The following is a 21,402-nucleotide window of genomic DNA, read 5'->3' as shown; positions in this document are numbered from 1 at the left end:
TGTGAAGAGATTTAAATCATTTTGCGATGGTGTATTTACAAATGATACTTAAACGGAAATACGATTTAGTAAGGGGAAATTCTTGAATGAGGTTCGTGAATTTTATAATAATTTAATAATAAAACCCAAAATTCCAGCTGTAATAATGATGTAAGGCTCTTTAATGTTTTTATAATACACTAAAAGCAAAACGGTTATTGCAGCAATAACTATGGTAGGAATATCGATAATACTTCTTTTGGCAATAATAATTACAGATCCTACTAATGCTCCAATGACTACAGCAGTTATTCCTTCTACAAATGCTTTTACAGATTTGTTATCGGCAATTTTCTTAAAATAGGGAGCAAGAATAATCGTAAACAGATAACAAGGCAAAAAAGTAGCTAGAGAAGCAGTAAGTGCACCTAAAAAACCGTCGACAAGAAATCCAATAAATCCCACTGTTATAACTACAGGTCCCGGGGTTATCATGGCGACAGCAACAGAATCCAGAAACTGCTGTTCTGTTAACCAATTATTTTCCAGTACAACGCCCGAATGAAGAAACGGAACGATAGCGAGTCCGCTGCCAAAAACAAAGGCACCAGCTTTAGCAAAAAAAACAGCTAATTTTAAAAGTTTATTTCCTTCATAATCCCACAAAGCAAATTGTAAAAGAAGCAGTGAATTAGTAGTTTTAAAATTCCACCATTTTGGAGGTGCGATTATCATCATATAAAATAGTCCGGCTATTATAAATAATAAAAGCTGTTCTTTTTCGGTTACATAGGTTACAGCTACTGCAAGAATGAAGAACAGCCATAATAACCATTTTGTTTTAAAGGATTCTAAACGAAAAGATCCTATAGACTTTAGTGTAAGTTTATAAGAACTAAGTGCTATTATGCCAACAACGGCTGCACCAACACCATAAAATACAGCTTGTATCCACGACAAACCTCCATATAATTTGTAAACAATCCCAAGCAATAATACCATGATAAATGATGGTAATATAAAAGCAAAACCAGCCAATGTGGCGCCTAAAAAACTATAATGCACAAAACCAATATAAATTCCTAACTGCGCTGCAAGCGGACCCGGCGCTAATTGTGCCAGCGCCAAACCTTGTTTGTATTCTTCCTCACTTATCCATTTTCGGTTTTCAACCAAATCTTTATGCATATAGCCCACTAAGGCAACGGGACCGCCAAAACCGGTCGTGCCCAACTTTAGAAAATATAAAGTTAATTCTAAGAGACTGTATTTTGAGTTTTTTTCCATTTGCTTCATAGTATCCCTATCATTTGATGCTTTAAAACTATTTGTCCTTTTGATGGATTTAAAAACAAAACTAAAGGTCAAAATTTATATAAAATAGAATCTTATTTACCTTTTGTATCAGGATTACTTTTACAGCTGTTCAGCAGAAAGGATTGCTCGAGTTTAATGGCCTGTGTGCTTAAGCGGAATTTGATGAAATGTTTTTTTTTTATAATTTAGCTTTGTATGCAAAAAGACAAATTTTCAAGCGGGAGAATAGCGGTTTCTGATGAATTTCAGGAAGTTTTTTCGCATTTTTATTTCGCAGAAAATAATTCAGACATAACGTTTACCAAGAAACTTCTTCCTTCTTATCAAACCATCATGATCTTTAGTTTTGGTGAAAGTGCCTATATTCATTCGGAAAACGATGAGAATATAGAAGTAGAAAAGTGTATTGTGCTGGGCCCAATAAAAAAAGCATTTGACTATTCGCAGCCGGCAGGAAATACGATTTTAGTTGCCAATTTTAAGGATGATGCCTTTTACCGTTTTTTTGGATCGGCAGCTTTAGCAGAAAATTTGCCAATTGATCCTAATGATTTATTGAGTGAAAACTGTTTTACAGCTCTCTGGCACAAACTTAATGGAATTGAAAACAAAGAAGAGCAGGTAAAGTGCATCTTAGAATTCTGCAGACCTTATCTAAGAAAACGAAATCCAGTTACCGGCCAACTGATAGAACTTAAAAATACAGCCTACAATCCCATAAAGAAAGTTGCAGGTGAAACAAAACAGAGTGAACGCGCTATACAGCTAACTCATAAAAAGCAGCTGGGGTATTCTGCCAAAGAAATAAACCGTTATCTACGCTTTCTAAAAGCCATTGAAATGATGCAGGATATTGCATGCAGAACATCTAAGAATGACTGGTTTGAAATTGTTGGTGAATGCGGTTATTACGACCAAAGTCAGCTTATTAATGATTTTAAATATTATATAAATCTAACTCCTGCACGATACCTTAAACTGCAATGCAGTATATGCAATCCTGTGGGCTGATTTCGTTTTCTTCCAATTTTAAGAAATAGCTTCGGTCTAAATTTGTCCTATAAATTTAAAATATAGAACAATGAGACATTTAATTATTTACGCGCACCCTAACTCAGAAAGCCTGAATGGAAAATTTAAAAATGATCTAGCTGCGTATTTAGTGCAGCAAGGCAACGAAGTTATTGTAAGAGATTTATATGAACTGAATTTTAATCCGGTGCTTTCACTTCAGGATATGGCAGGCCAGAGAAAGGGCGAGGTATCAGACGATGTAAGACTGGAACAGGATTTTATAAGCTGGGCAGAACATATCACTTTTATTCATCCTATCTGGTGGACAGGTATGCCAGCTATAATGAAAGGTTATATTGACCGCGTATTCAGCTATGGATTTGCTTACCGCTATGATCAGGGAATCCAAAAAGGACTTTTAGCAGGAAAGCAGGCCGTAATAATCAATACTCACGGAAAATCCCATCAGGAGTACCATGAAATTGGTATGGACAAAGCGTTGAGACTTACTTCTGACAAAGGCATCTACAGCTATTGCGGTTTTGAAATCAATCAGCATTTCTTTTTTGACAAAGCAGATCGTATTACTCCAGAAACTGCCGAGATTTGGGTCGACGAGATTTTATCTCTCTATAAATGTACAACTGTTGGATCATGAGTCTTGCTACTACACCACAGGAAATACTGCGCAGGTATCACAATGAAGCCAGCGCAGTAAAAGCTGAACACGGACTTATTCTAATTCCCGATGTTAGCGGTTTTACCAATTTCGTTTCAAGTATTTGCATCGAAGCAGGCAGGTATATTATGAGAGAACTTCTCACCACTATTATCGAGAGTAATATTCTCGGACTTAAAGTTTCGGAGGTGGAAGGTGATGCCGTTCTTTTTTATAAGTTCTGCTGTCCTCCAAATGCTGATTTAATTATTAATCAGTATGAGGTAATGCTTCGCAATTTTAGAGAAAAGGTACATACCATCGAATCCCTTATTGGCAGAAACATGAATTTGTCCCTCAAACTGATTGCTCATTATGGACTTTTTTCAGAATATACTGTGGGAGGTTTCAGTAAACTTTACGGAAATACAGTAGTGCAGTCTCACTGCCTGCTAAAAAATACAATCCAGAGCAATACGTATTTATTGCTTACTGACGATCTGTTGAATTTTGCAAGCACGCAGAAAAACCGCAAATCGGACTCCAATTACATATACATAGATTATAAAAAAGAAATCCTGCCTAAAATTCAGGTAAATTAATTATAGAATGATATGTCTGTTTTTTCTAATCGTCTTTTGGTTTTCCCTCTACTGGGAATTGTATAACATCAGCCTGAAATTTAATACTTTACACTAAATTGTGCTTTGTAACTTTATAATACAGTTAAAATAATCATATAAAAATAAAGTTATGGCAGAAATTAAAATTGAAAAGAAAAAGCCCGTATGGCCTTGGATTATAGCATTGCTGTTAATTGGGGCAGTGGTATACTACGTTTTTTTAAGAGACACTGAACCGCGAAGCGAAACCACTATTGAAGTTGAAAATGCTGTGCCAGTAGATTCTACAACTGCTGAATAAGCAGAATACAAAGGTAATGTTCTGCATTTGCAGAGACTGATACAATATAATTAAATTAAAAAGACATGGAAAAGAAAGACAGAAATTTATACAGGCTCGATGAGCTTTCCGATTATAAAGTAGCTTCTAATTACTCGGATGTTAGAGGATGGAAAATAGTAGATGCAGACAACCGCACTATAGGAAAAGTTGATAATTTATGGGTTAACAAGGATATGCAGCGTGTGGTGTATCTGGATGTGAATGTCGACAAAGAGCTTATTGAAGACAGCAAACACGAAATTCATGATACGATTGCCAACGAAAATACACGAGAATTTATGTACCGTGACGGCGACAGCCATCTAATCATTCCGATTGGTTCAGTGACAATTAATAAAGATACAAAGATTGTACAGGCCAATTCTATCGACTATGATACTTTTAGAAGAACAGGAAGATACAATACCCAGCATCATTTTGACCGCAATTATGAAAGATCGGTTTTAAAAAGCTATTATCCTGATGATGAAACTGGTTCAACTTATGACAGTGAGGACAATGCTTTTTACAGCAGAAAAGAATTTGATAATCGTTAATCTCTCTTTTAAAGTTTTAAAAGCTGGATTTATAAATACGAAGATCAGATGTTTGAAGACGTCTGATCTTTTTTGTTTTGAAACAATAGTCGATGATTTGATACGATGTATTTTTAATAATAAAGGCCGTCTTACAGACAGCCTTTAAAAACTAATTAAAATAAAAAAAATAAAAAAACGATAAGAATATTTAAAACCTTTAAATTGAAATGGGGTTCAAAATAGATTCTTATTTTGCTTTCATCAATACCTGCACGCTGTTTGATTTCTTTAAGGCATTTGTTGTAAATTCCTTTAAATCCTTTGCAGTAATCGTACTTAGTATATTTTTAAGAAGTTCAATATCAAGAGGACTTTCATCATTACGAACATAAGAGGTCAATGTATTAAGCCAATACGTATTCTCTTTAATTTGCTCCTGATAATTCTTGATTATGGATTGTTTGATGTCTTCTAACATATTGGCAGGAATATTTTCAGTCTGCACCCTTGCAACTTCTGCATTTACAATTTTAACCAATGCATCTGCCTTGTCTGGATTGCAGTCAAAATTGATTTCTAATGAAAATAGAGGAGAAGGAAACTGAGACAAATTGGTTCCAGCATGTACCCCATAGCTGCCGCCTTCTTCTTCACGAATCGTTTCTAGGTAACGTTTTGTAAGCCATTCGGATACCATATAACTTAGTATTTTATTCTTTTTGTTATAGACTATATCTCTGTTTTCAAAATGAAGATAAACCGTTGTTTTAGGTGTATCCATCGTTCTAAAAATTGTTTTTTCAACCTTTCCGTCTTTCATAAAGATTTTGTGATCTACATAGTTCTCCGTTTTCTCTTCTGATGGAATATTTCCTAAATAAGTGTTGATTGCAGCAATGTCATTTTCTGAAATGTTTCCGACGAATAGAAACGTGAAATCACCTGCGTTTGAGAAACGTTCAGTGTAGATTTTTTTTGCCGTATTCAAATCTAAAGCACTAATGAAGTCCTGTGATAAAAGCCAGTTACGTTTGCTGTAATTGGTGTTTAAAACCGATATAGTGTCGCTTAAAGCTTTTTCATTGCTGTTTGGCGCGTTGTTCAATTTATTTTGATATTGTTCTTTTATTTTATCAAAAGTATTGCTGTCAAATCTAGGGTGCTGGAAATACAAGTAAACCAGCTGTAATAAAGTAGTGAGAGATTCTTTGTTGCTGCTTCCGTTAAAACCTTCGTATAAACCTCCAATGTATGGGCTCACATTGGCCGTTTTACCTGTCAGTTTCTTTTTTAAATCGGTAAACTTATAATCACCTAATCCCGAATATGAAACGACAGCGGCTGCAATCTGTGCTGATGGAAGATCTTTCCAATCTGAAAGTGAATTTCCTCCCGCGCTGTAAGCCGAAAATAGAATCTGGTCTTTACTCAAAGTTGTAGGATAGATAATCACTTTGGCACCGTTTGCCAACGTATATCGTTTTGCATTTTCGAATCCTTTAATTTCTTCTGTTTTTCGAATTGCTTTTTCTTTCAATTCTTCTTTTACTAAAGAAGCTGTCAATTCTTCTTCTTTGTAAGGTTCTAATTTTGAATTTGTAATAGTTTTGATGGCATTCCAATACTCATTTGCTTCAGGAAATTTCGTCGGGGCATCTTCAGGTGCAGAAACTGATATTACTAAATTATCTTTTGGCTGTAAAGCTTTAAATACAGCATTTACCTGATCTAAAGTAACAGTATTCAAGAAAGCATTAATCCATTCATGTTCTCCCTCAACACTAAAAACCGGATTGGATTCTAAAAAATAAAGCTGTAATTGTTCTGCCCAATAACTGTTTCTAATTTTATCTTTATTTGCTAGACGATTGTCATAGCTGGTACGCATTTTAGTTTTCAAACGGTCCAATTCCTGCTGTGTAAATCCGTTTTGCATCGCTCTTTCAAATTCTCGGTAAGCTTCGGTAAAAGCTTCGATGAACTTTCCTTTTTTTGGCGTAACATTTAATGAAAATTTACTATCTAATCTCGAAAGATTTTCATTTGAAATTCCGAATGCCAAACCTGCAGTTTCGTTATTGATAATGTATTCGTTAAATCGGTTATTCATCATTTGCAAAGCCAGATTTTCCTGCATGCTTTTGTTCATTTCGGCCTGATCTTGAACTAAAGGTTTTGGTTTGTTGTATGAAAGCGAAATTCCAGAACGCTGCAACTCTTTGTCGGTCGCCAGTACATAACGATTTTCTTTTTGGAACGGAATTTTTTCATACGTTCTCTTATTGATTTTTTTGGGTTTTGGTATCGAACCGAAAATCTCTTTAACACGTTTTTCGATTACAGTTACATCGATGTCACCTACAATTACGACAGCTTGATTTTGAGGCTGATACCATTTCTTGTAATACTCTCGTAATACTTGATACTTGAAATTATTGATGACATTTAAATCTCCAATAACATTTCGTTTTGCATATTTTGAACCTTCAAAAACTACTTTGTTGATTTTTTCGCCTGTTCTGTAATCTGCATTTCTTCTGGTACGCCATTCTTCACGGATCACGCCTCTTTCGGCATCAATTTCATTATTGGCAAGCAGGAGAGAGCCAGACCAGTCGTGCAGTACATACATACAAGAATCCAATAAAGTTTTGTTTTGCGAGGGAACATTGCTGATGTTGTAAACAGTTTCGTCGTAAGCCGTATAAGCATTAATATCTTTTCCGAAAGAAACACCTTGTTTTTCCAGCATGTTGATGATTCCTTTTCCTTTAAAATGCTCTGTTCCATTAAAAGCCATATGTTCCAAAAAATGCGCTAAGCCGTCCTGATCATCATTTTCTAAAATGGCTCCAACGTTTTGCACGAAATAGAAATCGGCTCTGTCTTTTGGCCATTCGTTGTGCATGATAAAATACTGCATTCCATTTGGAAGCGTTCCGTGTGCGACTTCTTTGGGCAGCGGAAAAGTAGTTTTAAACTGCGCAGAAACTTGAGATAAACCCAGAAGCAGGAAATGCGCTAGAATTAATTTTGTTTTCATTTTTGATAGTTATTGTTCTTTTTTTGATTGAAATTGATATAAGAAGTCCCTGCTGTTTATTGAAAGCTTCAAATAACAGTTTTATGGAACGCGGATAAAACGGATTCGCTATCGCGAAAACGCGGATTAAAACGGATTTTCTTTTTTTCTTTTTATCTGTGTTTATCCGCGTTTTCGCAAAGCGAATCAGTAAAATCCGCGTCTAAGTTATTAAGCATTTTTAGAAATTATTACATCCAGTCAGGGCGTGAAGCACCTTTTAAATAGAAGTCAAAATACTGCTGCATTTTGAGCGTCCAGTCTTTTCTATTGGCAGCATCATCTAAAGTATGTCCTTCTTTTTTGTAATTCACTAATAAAGCAGGTTTGCCTAAACGTCGAAGTGCAAAAAACAAAGATTGTCCTTCTTGATAAGGCACTGCGCGGTCATTATCATTATGAAAAATAAGGATTGGCGTTTGGATGTTTTTAGCCGAAAATATAGGCGAATTTTTGATGTATCCGTCCAGATTATCGTGCATAGAACTTCCCATACGATATTGATCGGCTTCGTATTTAAACATTGTCGAAATACCATTGGATCGCATTACAGGATAATTGGCAGTAAAATTACTTACCCCAGAACCCACAATTGCACAGCTGAAAAGATCTGTTTTTGTAGTTAAGAAAGAAGTTTCGTAACCGCCAAAACTATGTCCTTGAATTCCAATTTTGCCTTTCTCGGTAATGCCTTTTGAAATTAAATATTCAACGCCGCTGATGACATCATTGTACACGCTGTTTCCAACGTCACCATACGTATAATGTACATCTGGCTGAAAAACAATATAACCCTGGCTTACAAAAGTTGGAATATTAATATTGGAAGTGCTGACTTCAGGCTGATGGTACTGATTAAAATCTTCGGTATGCTTTTCGTAAAAATGAACAATTACCGGATATGTTTTTTTGCTATCATAGTTGTCTGGAAGATATAGATTTCCCTGATTTTCTTTGCCACTAAAACTTTTCCACGTTAGCAATTTTGCTGTTCCCCAAGCATACTCTTTCTGCTGTGGATTGATGTTGGTAATTCTTTGCTGTGATTTAAAATTTTCAGTTCCCCACCATAAATCTGGAAAAATAGTATAGCTTTCTTTAGAAAACAAAACACTCGAATTATCTCCAGAAACTTCTTCAATGCGTATGTTATATTCTGAAGGAGCGAATACTTTTGTAATAGAATTGGCATCGACTAGTTTATAAACACCTTTCGATTTATGTTCTATATCGAAACCATTTAATGGAATGGTTTTTATGTTGTCTAAATTTCCAAAATAACCTTGTTCTCCATATCGAAATTCCGTTTTGTTTTTTCTTCCATACTGCTGTGTGAGCGAATACGCCTTTTTTTGATTGGTAAGGTCAATCGCCCACAAATCAAACTGATCGTATAAAACGACTGTGTTTCCGTTATGTAACCAGCCCGCGATTCCGTAAGCGGTATTTACCGATTTCATATCTACATTATCATCTGAAATTGGAAAAGGAATTTGTAAACTGATATTCTTGAATTGCATAGAACTGCTGTCAAAAACGGTCCACACTTTTGCCTTTTCATCATAAAAAACAGCAAAACTTCCTTGCGGATTCCAAGTTGGGCTGCCAAAAACGCCTGTCAATACTTTTGTAGATTTTCCTGTTTCGGCATCGATCCAGTAAACATCATTACGTTCGTTAAAAGTCCAATCTACTTCTACAGCATACGGTTTTTTATCTAAACCAAAAACGCCTTTAAAGTTGCCAGATTCTGGCATTAAAACCAGATCAAATTCACCAGTTGAAGCAATTTTGATTACTTTTTTATTCTGGATATCATAAAGAAATTTCTGCTCGCTTGGAAGTGTTTTTGAACTTCTCAGCAATTCCTGTCTGCGTTCCATAGTTCCCTGATTTGATCTCCAGATTTCAACACCCGATTTTGGAATCTGAGTATTTTCTGGACGCTTATTCGAATTTACTAATAAAGTGATATAGCGAGTATTTTCATTTAATCCATAAGCTGTTTTTGAAATTGAATAACCCGACGCGCTTAATTTGATATCATCATAATTGAATACGGCTTTTGTTGCATTAGTATTGAGATTAAAATAATAAACCATATTAAAATCGGAGCTGTTATTTCCTTTTAAAGTAAAAGTACCGCCGTTTTCTTTATCGTTTAATTGAAAATCTCCAAAATCAGAAGCTTTCCCACTATAGATAGTTTCTTGTTTACCGCCTGGATTTCCGTGTTTTAGAAACACTTTGTCTTTTTCGATCTGTGCGTATACAATGGATTTGTTTTTTAAAAAACGAGATGATTTGATGTTGTTTACAGCAATACTGTCATTACTTTCTAAATTATAACAAACCAAACGCTGGAGAAAAAAGGAACTTTTTTCAGCCTCTGGACGTGTGTAGTATAGAAAATCAGTTCCTGCAAGAGCATTGGTATAATGTTTTGTTTTCCAAAGTCTTTTTGCTCCCGTTTTTAAATTTTGGAGAATGGTACTGTCTTTCTTAGTGTACTGAATCCAGTCTTTTTTTCCAATGAATTTCAGATCACTGATATTCTCAAAAACCAGACGTTTTCCTTTTGGAGCTTCCTGAACAATAATCTGCTTTTTGTTTTCTTTTTCTTCATCTTGAAATACAGTGCTGTACGACATCCATTTACCAGTGTAGGATAAAGACTTGCTATTAATTCTCTCCCACGACTGATAAGCCGATTCGTCAACTGTTTTTTTCTGGGCTGATAAACTATGTACACCCAAAGCGAGTGTACATAGTAAGACTATTTTTTTCATATAATTAGATTTTCAGAAAGCGAATTATTCGTTCTTTAAAGCGTTGATAACGCCTGTAAGTTCATCAACCAATTGTCCGGGATTTCCAGAATAACCTTCAGAAGTAAAACGAATTTTTCCGTTTTTGATTACTACTTTTCTCGGTATACCGCTAGATTTGAAAATTGCTGCATACTTTGAGAAAGATTCATTGTTTGTAGAACCGCCTTTTTTTACTAAATCAAAATAAGTATCTAGTTTTAGTCCTTTTTCTTTTAGATAAGCGACGGCTGCTTTTTTGTAACCTTCATGATTTTCCTGAGTGCTGATGAAGTACACTTCAACTTGTTGGTCTTCTTTGAAGTTGGTCACTAATTGCTGCATCGCTGGAAAAGCCTTTTTACAAGGTCCGCACCAAGTTGCCCAAAAATCGATTACGATAATTTTACCGTTGTTTAAATCCAATTGCTTTGTTTTTCCATCGGTTCCCTGAACTTTAATGGCAGGAGCGGCGATATCGATTAAAGCGATTTTTTCTTCAGACTTGTTTTCCTTTTTCAGCTGCTCTAAATAGGCAGGAAAATCACTTTCTTTTTTGCCTTCTTTTAAATACGCTTCTTTCAATTTAGCCGTCATTCCTTCTGATAAAGTATTTCTTCTTGCTGCATTTTTCAATACCTCGATAATAGGTTTGTTTAATGCTTCTAAAGCTCTTACGTGTATGTCGTTAATGCTTGCTTTTTCGTAACGTTTTTCTAATGGAAGCGCATCAAAAGTTTCCAGAACTTCTTTGTACTTTTTCAGCATATCGAACATACGAATCTGAATTACTAATTCATTGTTCAATTGATTTTTAGCATTTTCTGTTGCCTGATTGGGCGACCAGTAAATTCCCTGCATATAAGACAGATCATTTACTTTTGCCTTCATTTCTTTTATCATTGGCACAGCCATTGTCTCGATCACGGCCGGATCTACCGATTTTAGGTATAAAGCTTTAGAAATATACTGGTGGTAACCGTCATTGATTGAGGCAAAATTCATTGTTGGAATCAGAGCCAGAATACTTTTGTAATCTTTAGTTTCGAAATAATAGCCAAATTTTATTTTTACAATATTATCATACAAATAATTTTGTGATGCAGGCACTTCTTTACTGTATGGAAAATCAGTTAAAAATTGATTTGCAGCTTTAAACTTCTCAGCTGCATCAGCAATTTTGTTGATTTTTTGATAGGCTTTAAACCTTGAATGAGCACCATTTGGAAATTGCTTTTCAATAACTGTTTCTAATGAATCTGCTTTTTTCTGATCTTTTAAATCAAACAGATAAATATTGCGGAGTTTTACAAAAACTTCTTCGGGCATTCCTTTTGTGTTTTTTGAAAATTGCGTTAAAATTTTAGGCGCAATCTCCTCAAATTTTTCAGGTTTTTGTTTTTTTAGGATTTTGATGTAGGTATCAAAAAATTCAGGAAATCGGTCTGGATGGTCTTGCACTTCTTTTTTTAACCAATATTCGGTTGCATCTCCATCAATAGAAAAATCTTTAAAATACCCGCTAAATTCTCCGTTAAAGTTTTTGTTTCTAAAAGTTGCCCAAGCCAAATCGGCTCCGGGCATTTTTACTTTTGGTTCTTTAAAAGCGACCAGCATATAACCTTTATCCTGATTAGTGTCTGTAACTAATCCATTTTCGGTATTACCATAGAATTTGAAAGCCATAAAAGCACAGTTTTTCGGAACCGTAAAATCAGCATTCCAAGTACTGCCATTTTTTTTCATTTTAATATCTTCAATTTCCCATCTGTAATCATTGAAAACATACGCATAACCGTTGATTTCTTGTATGTTTTCTAATGGACCACCTTTTGGATCATACGTCATATGTATAGTCGTTCCAGGAATAGGAATGTCTGCCATTCCTTGTAATCTGGATGTAACTTCTTGAGCCGAAACTTTTATGGTAAGGGCGCAAAATGCCAATACCAAAAGTTTGATATTTAATTTTTTTAACATTGTAATGAATTTATTTGCCCAGTTCCGGGTTTAAATCGATGTAATTTTGATTGATTGGGAATACATATCCATCGCTGTTAGGAGCAAGGGTAAAGGTATTTCCTTTAAAAATTCGTGTGTATGTTTTCTGAAAAGCCGGATCAAGATTTAATCTTCGCTGATCGAACCAGCGGAAACCTCTTCCTATAAATTCTTTTTGTCTTTCTGTTAAAACAAGATTTAGAGCTTCAGTACTTGTTGTGGCACTTACTTGATACGCGGCATTGGCTCTGAATCTTTTTGCTCTAAGAATATTAAGATAATCCACGGCTTTTTGACTTTGCCCTGTTCTGGCATAACACTCAGCAGCGATTAAATACATTTCGGGAACCGAAACGCCAACGTTAATTCCGTTTGTATTGCTGTAGGTAGCAATTCCAAAACCTCTTCCGGTGTAAGTTGGAGAAATAGCAACGTTACCAGCAATTGTGTAGTAATCATATCGCAAATCATTGGTTCCAAAACTACTTAGCAAATCATTAGAAAGAGGTGCTCTGTTATACGTTAACAGCAAAGTTTTAGAAAATATAACCTCCGGATTCTGAATTAAAACGGGATAACTGTAACCAGTTGCAAATGTTTTTAAATCAATCAATCCATTTTGCATTTGCAGAGCTTTCTCCGCATTTTCAAGACTCAATTGATATTGACCCATATAAAGATACGTTCTTGCTAATAATGCATAAACTGCTTTTTTGGATGGAAGCACATTAAAAGGAGGGGTATCCTGAATATCATTTGCCAAAGCACTTTTTAAATCAGAAATAATCTGATCGTAAATCTGGCCCACTGTACTTCTTTCTAATGACGAAAACAGTTCTGGTTTCAACAATAATGGAACCGCTTTTTCTGAATTAGCAGAAGCTGGATCAAACTGAGGACCGTAAGTATTTACTAACTGAAGGTACGCAAATGCTCTATGAACAAATGCTTCGGCATAGATTTCTTTTTTCTCGGCATCTGTTCCTTTTTCACTGCTCATAACACCATCCAGAAGAACGTTGCTGTAATAAATGGCTTTGTATAACCCGATATAGTCTGAGTCGCCCTGAGACGGATCGTAGATTCTATCCTGCCATGTATAGCTGTTTGCCCAAATGGTACTTACACTATTTTGATAAGTCGTAGGAAATTCTACATCGGCATTGGCCAATAAATAAATACCTCCAGAACCGCTAATGTCATTATAGGCATTAGCAATAGCTCTGTAATCTGAAGTATATTTTAAAATTCTGTTGTTTCCAACTTGCTCTACTTCAACATAATCTCTACAAGAGTTTAGCAAAAGTGCAGGCAGAATATATAGTGTGAATTTAAGAAATTTCATAAATCTGTTTTTTAAAATTAAAAACCGCAGTTAAATTGTAAAGAGTAGGTACGCTGTGGAGGAAGGGTGTTGTAGTTGTTGTTTGACAAATACTGAGGGTCGATTCCTAAATCGTTTTTAACCCATAACAATCCTAAATTCCTTGCTGCAAAATTAAAACTCAATGATTTTATAAAAGTTTTTTCCAACCATTGGCTTGGCACATTATAACCTAATGAAACCTGCTGTAATCTAATGTTATCTGCTGGAAGTACATTAATGTCTGCCATTTGGTAACGGTTTAAACTATTAAAGCTGATGTTTGCCAGACCAGGAACATTAGTATTGGCTTCGTCTCCGGCTTGTCTCCAACGATCTGCAACAAGGGCATCTTTTGCAACAGCACCGTATTGCACTCCTGTGTAAGAAGGGTAATTCTGTAAAACCGTATTTCTGAATACATGTCCTCCATAATAGGTGATCTGCACTCCCAATCTGAAGTTTTTAAACGAGAAATCATTCATAAAACCTCCAGAATAAGGAGCAAATGTGGTTCCCATATATTTTAAATCGTCTTTATCTACTGCTGCAATTCCTTGACTTGAATTTACAATTGTACCGTCTTTTTTGCGTATGGTAGATTGTCCGTTGCTGTCTAATCCCGCCCAGTCGTAGGCATACACATATCCAATCTTTTTACCTTCTGTGGTTACACCAGACAGATATTGGTTGGTAGTGGTCGCTTTAAAACGAGAGTCGGTAACTTCATTGGTATTGTAACCAAGATTTACAGTACTGTTCCATTTAAAATCGCCATTAAAAATAGCTCCTGAAATGCTAAAGTCTACTCCATGTCCTTTTAAAGTTCCGGTGTTATAATTTACAAATGACCAGCCGTAAGTTGGGTTAAATGGCAGATTTACTAAAATATCATTTGTTTTTTTATAATATAAATCAACACTTCCTCGTAAACGATTGTTGAAAAAGCCATAATCTAAACCGTAATTTGTTGTTATGGTTGTTTCCCATCTAATCTCTGGATTTTCGGGAACACTGATAGATCCAATTGGCAATTGCGTATTAAAATCGACAGATCCAATGCTGATTACAGGGCTTTGGCTTCCAAAACCACCAGCAGGAGAGATTGCCGCTTTACCATAAGTAGCTCTAAAAGCTAAAGTACTCAGCCAGCTAACATCTCTTAAGAAAAACTCTTTATTAACATCCCATTTTGCTCCTGCAGACCATAGCGGTACCGCTCTATTTTTTTTGGAAGCTCCTAATAGGTTGGTGTCATCAAAACGAATACTTCCTGAAATATGGTAGCGGTTCATGAAATCATACGAGCCTAATCCATAGTACGATAAATAGCGGTTTCTTGATTTATTAATACTAGTATCTGAGCTTCCAATTATACTCTGCCATCCGTAAACGGTAGTGTAATAAACTGTTGGATTTACAGCTTGTCCCGAGTTAGTGTCCACGTTATAACCATAGTATCTTTGGCTGGAACCTTCTCTGCGTTCTTCTCTTATTTCTGTACCTGCTAAAAAGTGTAAGCTGTTATCTTCATTAAAATTCTTATTGATATTCATCTGAAAACGCATGCTCTGAGTATCGTTGTTGGTGTTAGTGTTATATAGATAAGATCCAAGCGGTATACCATACACTAATTTTCCAGCGGAGTTAACAGATGTCGCCTGATTGATCATATTTCGGGTATAATAACTATCTAATTCACTCAAAGATTTGGTTTTATTTGTGATAGAAGTATACATTCCCGATGCTTCAAAATTTAACCAATTGGTAACTGTTGCGGTTAAACTGGCATTTAATCTTAAATTAGCTCCTTTTGTTATTACATTAGAATAATTCAGTTCATCTAAATAATTGTAAGACCATGGTAAATATCCTTTTGCCTCAAATCCTTGTGAAACTTCTGGCCTAAAAAGAAAATAACGATCAATTCCATTTCCATTTTCATCGGCAATCATATCGTACGGACGCAAAGCTGTAGCCGATACATTTGATAAAGCTTCATTTGCAACAGTATTGGTTTGGTATGTTGTTGGAACATAATTGATTCCTGTATTCAGTTTTAAGAAACTTTTGAGCTGAAAAGAGTTGTTTAACGTGATGTTATACGATTTAGAATCATTTGCCTGCATTGCCGCATTATCTTTGTTATAACCTAAAGACAAATAGTAAGTGCTTTTTTCGGTTCCGCCATTTATAGATAAATCATATTGCGTGGTAAAGGAATTTCTAAGTAAGTATCGGTCTATTTGATTCAAATTATTATTTTGTGATAACTGGTTTAGCAGAAGATCTCTTTGTGCCTCAGAAATTTCACCTCTTTTTTGTCTAAACATAATTTCCTGCGCCGCGCTTGGGTTAAGAGCCTGCCAGTTGGAAATATTATCAGCAGCGAAACCGCCATTTACAAGGTCTTTTTCGTAATCAATATATTGCGCCGAATTCATGACACGCAGTTTTCCCAAATCAATTTTTTCTCCTACAGTTGTTGTGGTGTTAAAATTTATAATTGGTTCGCCTTTTTTACCTTTTTTGGTGGTGATTACAATTACCCCGTTGGCAGCCGCAGATCCCCAGATCGAACTTGCAGCAGCATCTTTTAAAACCGAAATGCTTTCTACATCATCTGGATTAAGATAACTTAAAATAGAAGATCCCGGCACACCTCTTTTAGAAAAAGCAAAATCTTCTCTTGATTGCGGAAAACCATCGATTACGATTAGCGGCTGTCCAGTTCCTCCATAATTATTAGTTCCTCTCACGCTGATAGAACCTGTTCTTGGATCTACATTTACACCGGCAATTTTTCCTTCCAGTCTTGATTGAATATCTACTGTAGGCACTTCTGCCAATTCTTTTGCGCTAATTATGCCAATAGATCCGGTTACTCTTTCTTTTGGAATTTCGGTATATCCGTTAGAAACAGAAATCTCTACGCTGTGAAGTTCCATTACGTCTGGAACAAGCACGGCATCAATTATTCTCTTATTGTTTACAGGAATGGTTACGGTTTTAAAACCCAAAGAACTAAAAACGATAGTATCATTTGGAGCAACTCTCATGCGATAATCACCTTCCTTTCGGGTAATGTCCCAGGTTTGTTTTCCTTTTAAGATAACATTTACGCCAATAAGCGGCGCCCCTTTTTTGTCGGTCACTTTCCCTGTTAATTCATATTCCAGCTGTTCGGGTCTTTTTTTAGCTCTCTTTACAATAACTTGTTTATCGATAATATCATACGTAAGATTATTGTTTTTGAAAGCATTGTTTAAAATTTCCTCTAAAGTTGCCTCTTTGTCCAATGTAATTGTAGTGGCAGAATTAAGTACATCATCATTATAGAAAAAGACATAATTCGCCTGTTTTTCTAAAGTAGAAAATACCTCCGTGAGCGGTGCGTTCTTGAAACGAACATGTATTTTATTTTGCCCTGAAGAAGGGTTCGCATATAAACTACACATACTTATCCAGATAAATGCAGTAAGAGATCTCATAAGCAGCAGATATAGGTAATAGTGGTATCGTTCAGAAAATAATTTTTCTGAATTATGTTTTTTATTCATAATTTTGTTTTGGATTAAGATGCAGTCAATTAGGATTGGCCGCTGTTCTACAACTGCCAAAAGATGCGCCAACATCTTTTGGTTTTTTTTTGGTTAGTTTATAAATAAGGTTGATATGTGTATCTCTGGTCTTATATCATAGGCTTTGGTGGTTTTAGAATTGATTTTTTATTTATTTGATTGTAATAGTTCTTTGGTTGGCGTTAACAGTACAGCTGTTATTGGTAATACTGGATAATGTGCTTGCCAGCGAATTAAGGTTTTCATTTAAAGCTAATGATCCCGAATAATTAGCGTCAAGGTTTAAATGGGCACTTTTTATAAATTCTATTTTATAATATTTTGAAAGTTTGTTTAAAATAGTTCCTAAAGATTGGCTTTTGAAGGTAAAATAACCATCTCTCCACGACAATATTGAGGCAACATCTTTTCGTTCAACTTTGAGCTGTTTTGTATCTTTATCAATTGTAGCAATCATTCCAGGCGTTAAGTCTTGCTGAAGTTCCTGATTGCTCATGAATCCTTTTTTATTGTAGGTAATTCGAACTTTTCCTTGCAATAATGCTGTTTGAATAGTTTGGTCTTCTGCATATGAACTCACATTGAAAACCGTTCCCAAAACGCGTACATTACATTCTTTTGTTTTTACAAAAAATGGTTTTGCTTTGTTATGACTTACATCAAACGCTGCTTCACCGTTTAAATATACTTCACGGATTGATCCATCAAATTGGGTTGGATAAATTAAGGATGAACCTGAATTGAGCCATACTGTTGTTCCATCGCTCAACACGATCTGTGTTCTTTTGCCGTACGGAACTCTAACGGTATTAAAAGAAGAACTAGTAGGGCTTGTATTAATGGTTTGTGTTCCAACAGTTAGTTTTGTGCCATTTTTTCCATAACTGATAACAGAACTGTCCTGTACTGCTATAGTTTTCTGGTCTTGCAAAATAAGCGAGACATTATCTAAATTGCTATTTGAATCTATCGATGGCTGTGTTTCAGCAAAACGTTCCAAATCTGATTGTGGACTACTTTTAGAATCGGATGTATTGTAGAACACAAAAAATGTCACCAACAAAAGACAAGCTGCTGAGGAAAGTACTGTGAAAAGTTTTTTGTTTCTATTGCGGCGGACTTCTTTTCTTTGGAGTTCAATTAATCCATGATGAATCTTTTCCTTTGTGGATTTTTTTTCTTCATCTGATAATTGTCTAAAATTAATTTGCATCCTGATTATTTTTTTTGGGGTGTATATTTATATAGAGAACGTTTCTCTAAAAACATAGACAAAAAAAATAACCTTTTTTTAAAGTTTTTTTCGCAATTCTTTTAAACATCTGTAAATCAATGTTCTGCATGATTCGACAGATATATCTAAGATGTAAGCAATTTCTTCGTATGGTTTGTTTTCATTGAATCGGTAAAACAAAGCTTTGCGCTGTTTTTCGGTAAGGTCCTGCATTGCAAAAGCCAATTTTGAATTTAATTCTAAAATTTTTTCCTCTTCGATTAAGGTTTGTTCAAATGAAGTTTCTTCTAAAGCTTTCTGCTGATGGTCTTCATCATATATAAATAACTTTTCTCTGCTTTTGTTCTTACGCAAAATATTTCTCTGGGTAATTTTTAAAAGATAAGATTTTACATTTACAGGATCAGAAAGATTGTTTTTATAGCGGTAGAGATCTAAAAAAACATCATGTACAGCATCTTGAGCTTCTGATGCTTCATTTGTATATTGAAGTGCAAAAGTTAATAAAACATCAGCATAACTATCGTACAGATTTTCAAAGGCGGTAATGTCACCTTTTTTAATCTGCTGCCATAAAGAAATATCTGTGGTGGTATTTTCCATTAAAGGAATAGAATTGCTTGTGTTTTTATAGCAAATCTATAACTTTTATCAGTTAATTGGATAATTTTTCAAATATTACGCATGATTTTGAAGATTTTGGTCAAAATAATGGCTATTATTTTGTTAAAATAAAAGAAAGCATCATTAGAAATTAGTTAATACTTACACATGAGCCGTAAAAAGGTACTAATGCATGTAAAAATTAATTTCACTTTTGGGTAGTTACTATTCTATTTACAAGGTTTAGTTTCGAAATATACTTTTTCAAATAAACCGTTTACTTTTTCAAGGACAATTTTTCTTTTTGTAATAAAATACAAGCTCCTCCACCTGGCGCAAGTGTAACATCAATAAAGTCATGGCTGGTCACTTCTTTGGAAATGGTTTCATGACTCACTTTGTTGCTTCTGAAATCGGCGTCTTTTCCATCTTGAATAATCATTGCTTTGTAAGTGCCTTTTCCTAATACTGTTAGAGGAATACGGAGCGAACGGCCATCTTCATTTGTGGCTGCGGCTATCAGCCAGTTTCCATCTACAGCCTGACGTGCCATCACAATATACTGTCCAATTTCCCCGCTGATTGTTTTGCTTTCCTGCCAAGGTTGTTTTTGTGAACGTATAAAAGTTAATAATTCAGGGTATTTATTGTAGTTTTCAGGAATATCAGGAATAATGGTTGCGCCAGAAAAGGTTATAAGTGTGCGTGCCGCTTCTGCTGTAATGGTAGAAGGTACCGGCATTGGATTGTCGACTCTTCCTTTCTGCTCCATATCGAAGGTACCATTGTTCATATCAATAGGTCCCGCTACCATGTTGACAAAGACAGAGGTTACAAATGTTTTGGGCTCAAATACCCTGCGTGCATCGGATTGCGCCTGACAAAACTCTCGCGTAACTGCATTAGGCCAGGTTCTCATTTGTCCATAAGGGTGAACCGGATCATCATGAAAATCAACCATTAAATGGTTTTCCGCACAAAGTTTTGTGATAAGTTGTGTATGTATGTTTTTTTGCTCTGGCGTTCCCTGCATAAAACCATATTTTACACCGGCCGCTCCCCAGTCTCCATATTGTTTCAATGTTTTTTCTAAAGGATAATTTTTTCCTCCAACATCATTTAAATACAGCCAGACACCTACATTTTTTTGTTTTCCATACGCAATGATTTGATGTACCTGCTGTACTTTACCACCTTTTAAAGGATCGGACTCTTTGTTAAATTCTTCCCCATACCAGTTGGCGTCTAATACTAACGATTTCATTTCATTTGCAGATGCCAGATCGATCATGCGTTTCCACGATTCTAGTGACATTTCATATTTAAAGCCATCAGCTTGCGCACCATCAGTACGCCAGTCCCATACAGCTATACCGGGTTTTACCCATGAAAAATCTGCTCCTTTAGCGGGTTCAGGATTAAGTAATTCAATTAAATGAGAATCCGTTAATTCTCCTGGACTCCTTCCATACATCACTACTCTCCATGCTTTAGCATTTTTTGAAGGCACGGAAAATAAAGTAGTTCCTTTTTGCGGCTGCAAAAGTAAAGGCTCACCGCTTTCGAGATCAGCTTCATGCACGGCCATATAACTATTTTCTGCTGCTTTGATAACCATAACAGGCTTTCGAATATCAGCTGCCTCATTTAATTTTTCAGGACCTATATTATGCCTTTCTCCATTATAATACCAAGCTGAATAGTTGGCCGCAAAATTGAATTCTGTTAGTTCTTTTTCTGAAGCTAATCCTTCATATCTAAAAGCCATTCCATCATTGTATACTCTTACTTTAATTTGATAGAGTGTAAGATCTATTATAATTTGATTGTAATTATCGGGAACATTTTTTCTTTTACCCCAAATTGGTTTCCAAACACTTTTTACAGACGAACTGCTGACTTTATTCCAATGGATGGTATTTGCAGATTCGAGTCCAAGTTTGCTTTGTTTTATCAATACCTGATTATCTGCCCGAAAATTATATTCTATGGTATTTGCGCTGGTTTGTTGAATTTGAACCTCAAGCTTTTTATCTGGAGAAGTGACTGTAACCAGATGCTGTTTTGATTGTGCAGATAAAATAGCCGGCAATTGAACGGCTACTACAAATATGATTAATTTCGTTTTAAACTTCATTTTTTAGTTTTTTATGTCGGCAAATACTCAATCTAATTTCCAATAGTAGAATAAATAGGTTCTCTCATTTTCTGGAATTAACAAATCTAACAAATCTATGTAATAAATCATTATGGGATTTACAGATCAGATAGGGACAACG

At 35.3% G+C, this 21,402-nt stretch carries 14 protein-coding genes; 5 read left to right on the top strand and 9 right to left on the bottom strand.

The annotated features are described in order from the left end of the window. Window positions 1–102: 102 nt before the first annotated feature. Entirely contained in the window at window positions 103–1,275 is a 1,173-nt protein-coding gene (locus P2W75_RS14675) for a chromate transporter (protein ID WP_276381039.1), read from the bottom strand. A gap of 216 nt (window positions 1,276–1,491) precedes the next feature. On the opposite strand from P2W75_RS14675, the gene P2W75_RS14670 reads away from it, so the two are divergent. From P2W75_RS14670 to P2W75_RS14650, 5 genes are all read left to right on the top strand, one after another. Beyond that, window positions 1,492–2,307 carry a helix-turn-helix domain-containing protein gene (locus P2W75_RS14670; RefSeq protein ID WP_276381038.1) on the top strand — a complete coding sequence of 272 codons (816 nt, stop codon included), beginning with the start codon at window positions 1,492–1,494 and terminating at the stop codon, window positions 2,305–2,307. Window positions 2,308–2,377: 70 nt separating this feature from the next. Next, entirely contained in the window at window positions 2,378–2,968 is a 591-nt protein-coding gene (locus P2W75_RS14665) for an NAD(P)H-dependent oxidoreductase (RefSeq protein WP_276381037.1), read from the top strand. Then, the gene (locus tag P2W75_RS14660) at window positions 2,965–3,570 is read left to right on the top strand and encodes a DUF2652 domain-containing protein (protein ID WP_276381036.1); all 606 of its coding nucleotides are present in this window, start codon (window positions 2,965–2,967) and stop codon (window positions 3,568–3,570) included. The genes P2W75_RS14665 and P2W75_RS14660 overlap by 4 nt, the downstream gene beginning before the upstream one ends. A gap of 151 nt (window positions 3,571–3,721) precedes the next feature. Further along, window positions 3,722–3,892, top strand: a complete 171-nt coding sequence (locus P2W75_RS14655; RefSeq protein WP_207296112.1) for a hypothetical protein — start codon at window positions 3,722–3,724, stop codon at window positions 3,890–3,892. A 65-nt stretch (window positions 3,893–3,957) separates the two neighbouring features. Beyond that, on the top strand, window positions 3,958–4,470 hold the full coding sequence (locus P2W75_RS14650; protein WP_207296113.1) for a PRC-barrel domain-containing protein: 513 nt from the start codon (window positions 3,958–3,960) through the stop codon (window positions 4,468–4,470). A gap of 229 nt (window positions 4,471–4,699) precedes the next feature. Here the strand turns inward: P2W75_RS14650 and P2W75_RS14645 are convergent, their stop codons facing one another. The 8 genes from P2W75_RS14645 to P2W75_RS14610 all read right to left on the bottom strand — a co-directional run bounded on the left by P2W75_RS14645 (window position 4,700) and on the right by P2W75_RS14610 (window position 21,260). Further along, window positions 4,700–7,495, bottom strand: coding sequence for a pitrilysin family protein (locus P2W75_RS14645; protein ID WP_276381035.1), 2,796 nt, complete (start codon window positions 7,493–7,495; stop codon window positions 4,700–4,702). 230 nt (window positions 7,496–7,725) lie between these two features. Beyond that, the gene (locus P2W75_RS14640; protein WP_207296115.1) at window positions 7,726–10,323 is read right to left on the bottom strand and encodes a S9 family peptidase; all 2,598 of its coding nucleotides are present in this window, start codon (window positions 10,321–10,323) and stop codon (window positions 7,726–7,728) included. Window positions 10,324–10,347: 24 nt separating this feature from the next. Beyond that, on the bottom strand, window positions 10,348–12,321 hold the full coding sequence (locus P2W75_RS14635) for a TlpA disulfide reductase family protein (RefSeq protein ID WP_207296116.1): 1,974 nt from the start codon (window positions 12,319–12,321) through the stop codon (window positions 10,348–10,350). Window positions 12,322–12,331: 10 nt separating this feature from the next. Continuing rightward, window positions 12,332–13,687 (bottom strand): RagB/SusD family nutrient uptake outer membrane protein, encoded by a 1,356-nt coding sequence (locus P2W75_RS14630; RefSeq protein WP_207296117.1) that lies wholly within the window; start codon window positions 13,685–13,687, stop codon window positions 12,332–12,334. A 17-nt stretch (window positions 13,688–13,704) separates the two neighbouring features. Further along, window positions 13,705–17,265: a SusC/RagA family TonB-linked outer membrane protein gene (locus tag P2W75_RS14625; RefSeq protein ID WP_207296118.1), complete on the bottom strand. Its 3,561-nt coding sequence runs from the start codon at window positions 17,263–17,265 to the stop codon at window positions 13,705–13,707. Between the two features lie 172 nt (window positions 17,266–17,437). Beyond that, a complete protein-coding gene (locus P2W75_RS14620; protein WP_207296119.1) occupies window positions 17,438–18,499 on the bottom strand; it encodes a FecR family protein in 1,062 nt (353 codons plus the stop codon). 78 nt (window positions 18,500–18,577) lie between these two features. Next, window positions 18,578–19,123: an RNA polymerase sigma factor gene (locus P2W75_RS14615; RefSeq protein WP_207296120.1), complete on the bottom strand. Its 546-nt coding sequence runs from the start codon at window positions 19,121–19,123 to the stop codon at window positions 18,578–18,580. A gap of 277 nt (window positions 19,124–19,400) precedes the next feature. Continuing rightward, on the bottom strand, window positions 19,401–21,260 hold the full coding sequence (locus P2W75_RS14610; protein ID WP_276381034.1) for a glycoside hydrolase family 97 protein: 1,860 nt from the start codon (window positions 21,258–21,260) through the stop codon (window positions 19,401–19,403). Window positions 21,261–21,402: the final 142 nt, after the last annotated feature.

Source organism: Flavobacterium sp. H4147, assembly GCF_029360735.1.
Classification (GTDB): domain Bacteria; phylum Bacteroidota; class Bacteroidia; order Flavobacteriales; family Flavobacteriaceae; genus Flavobacterium; species Flavobacterium endoglycinae.
This window is presented reverse-complemented; position numbering and strand designations above follow the sequence as displayed.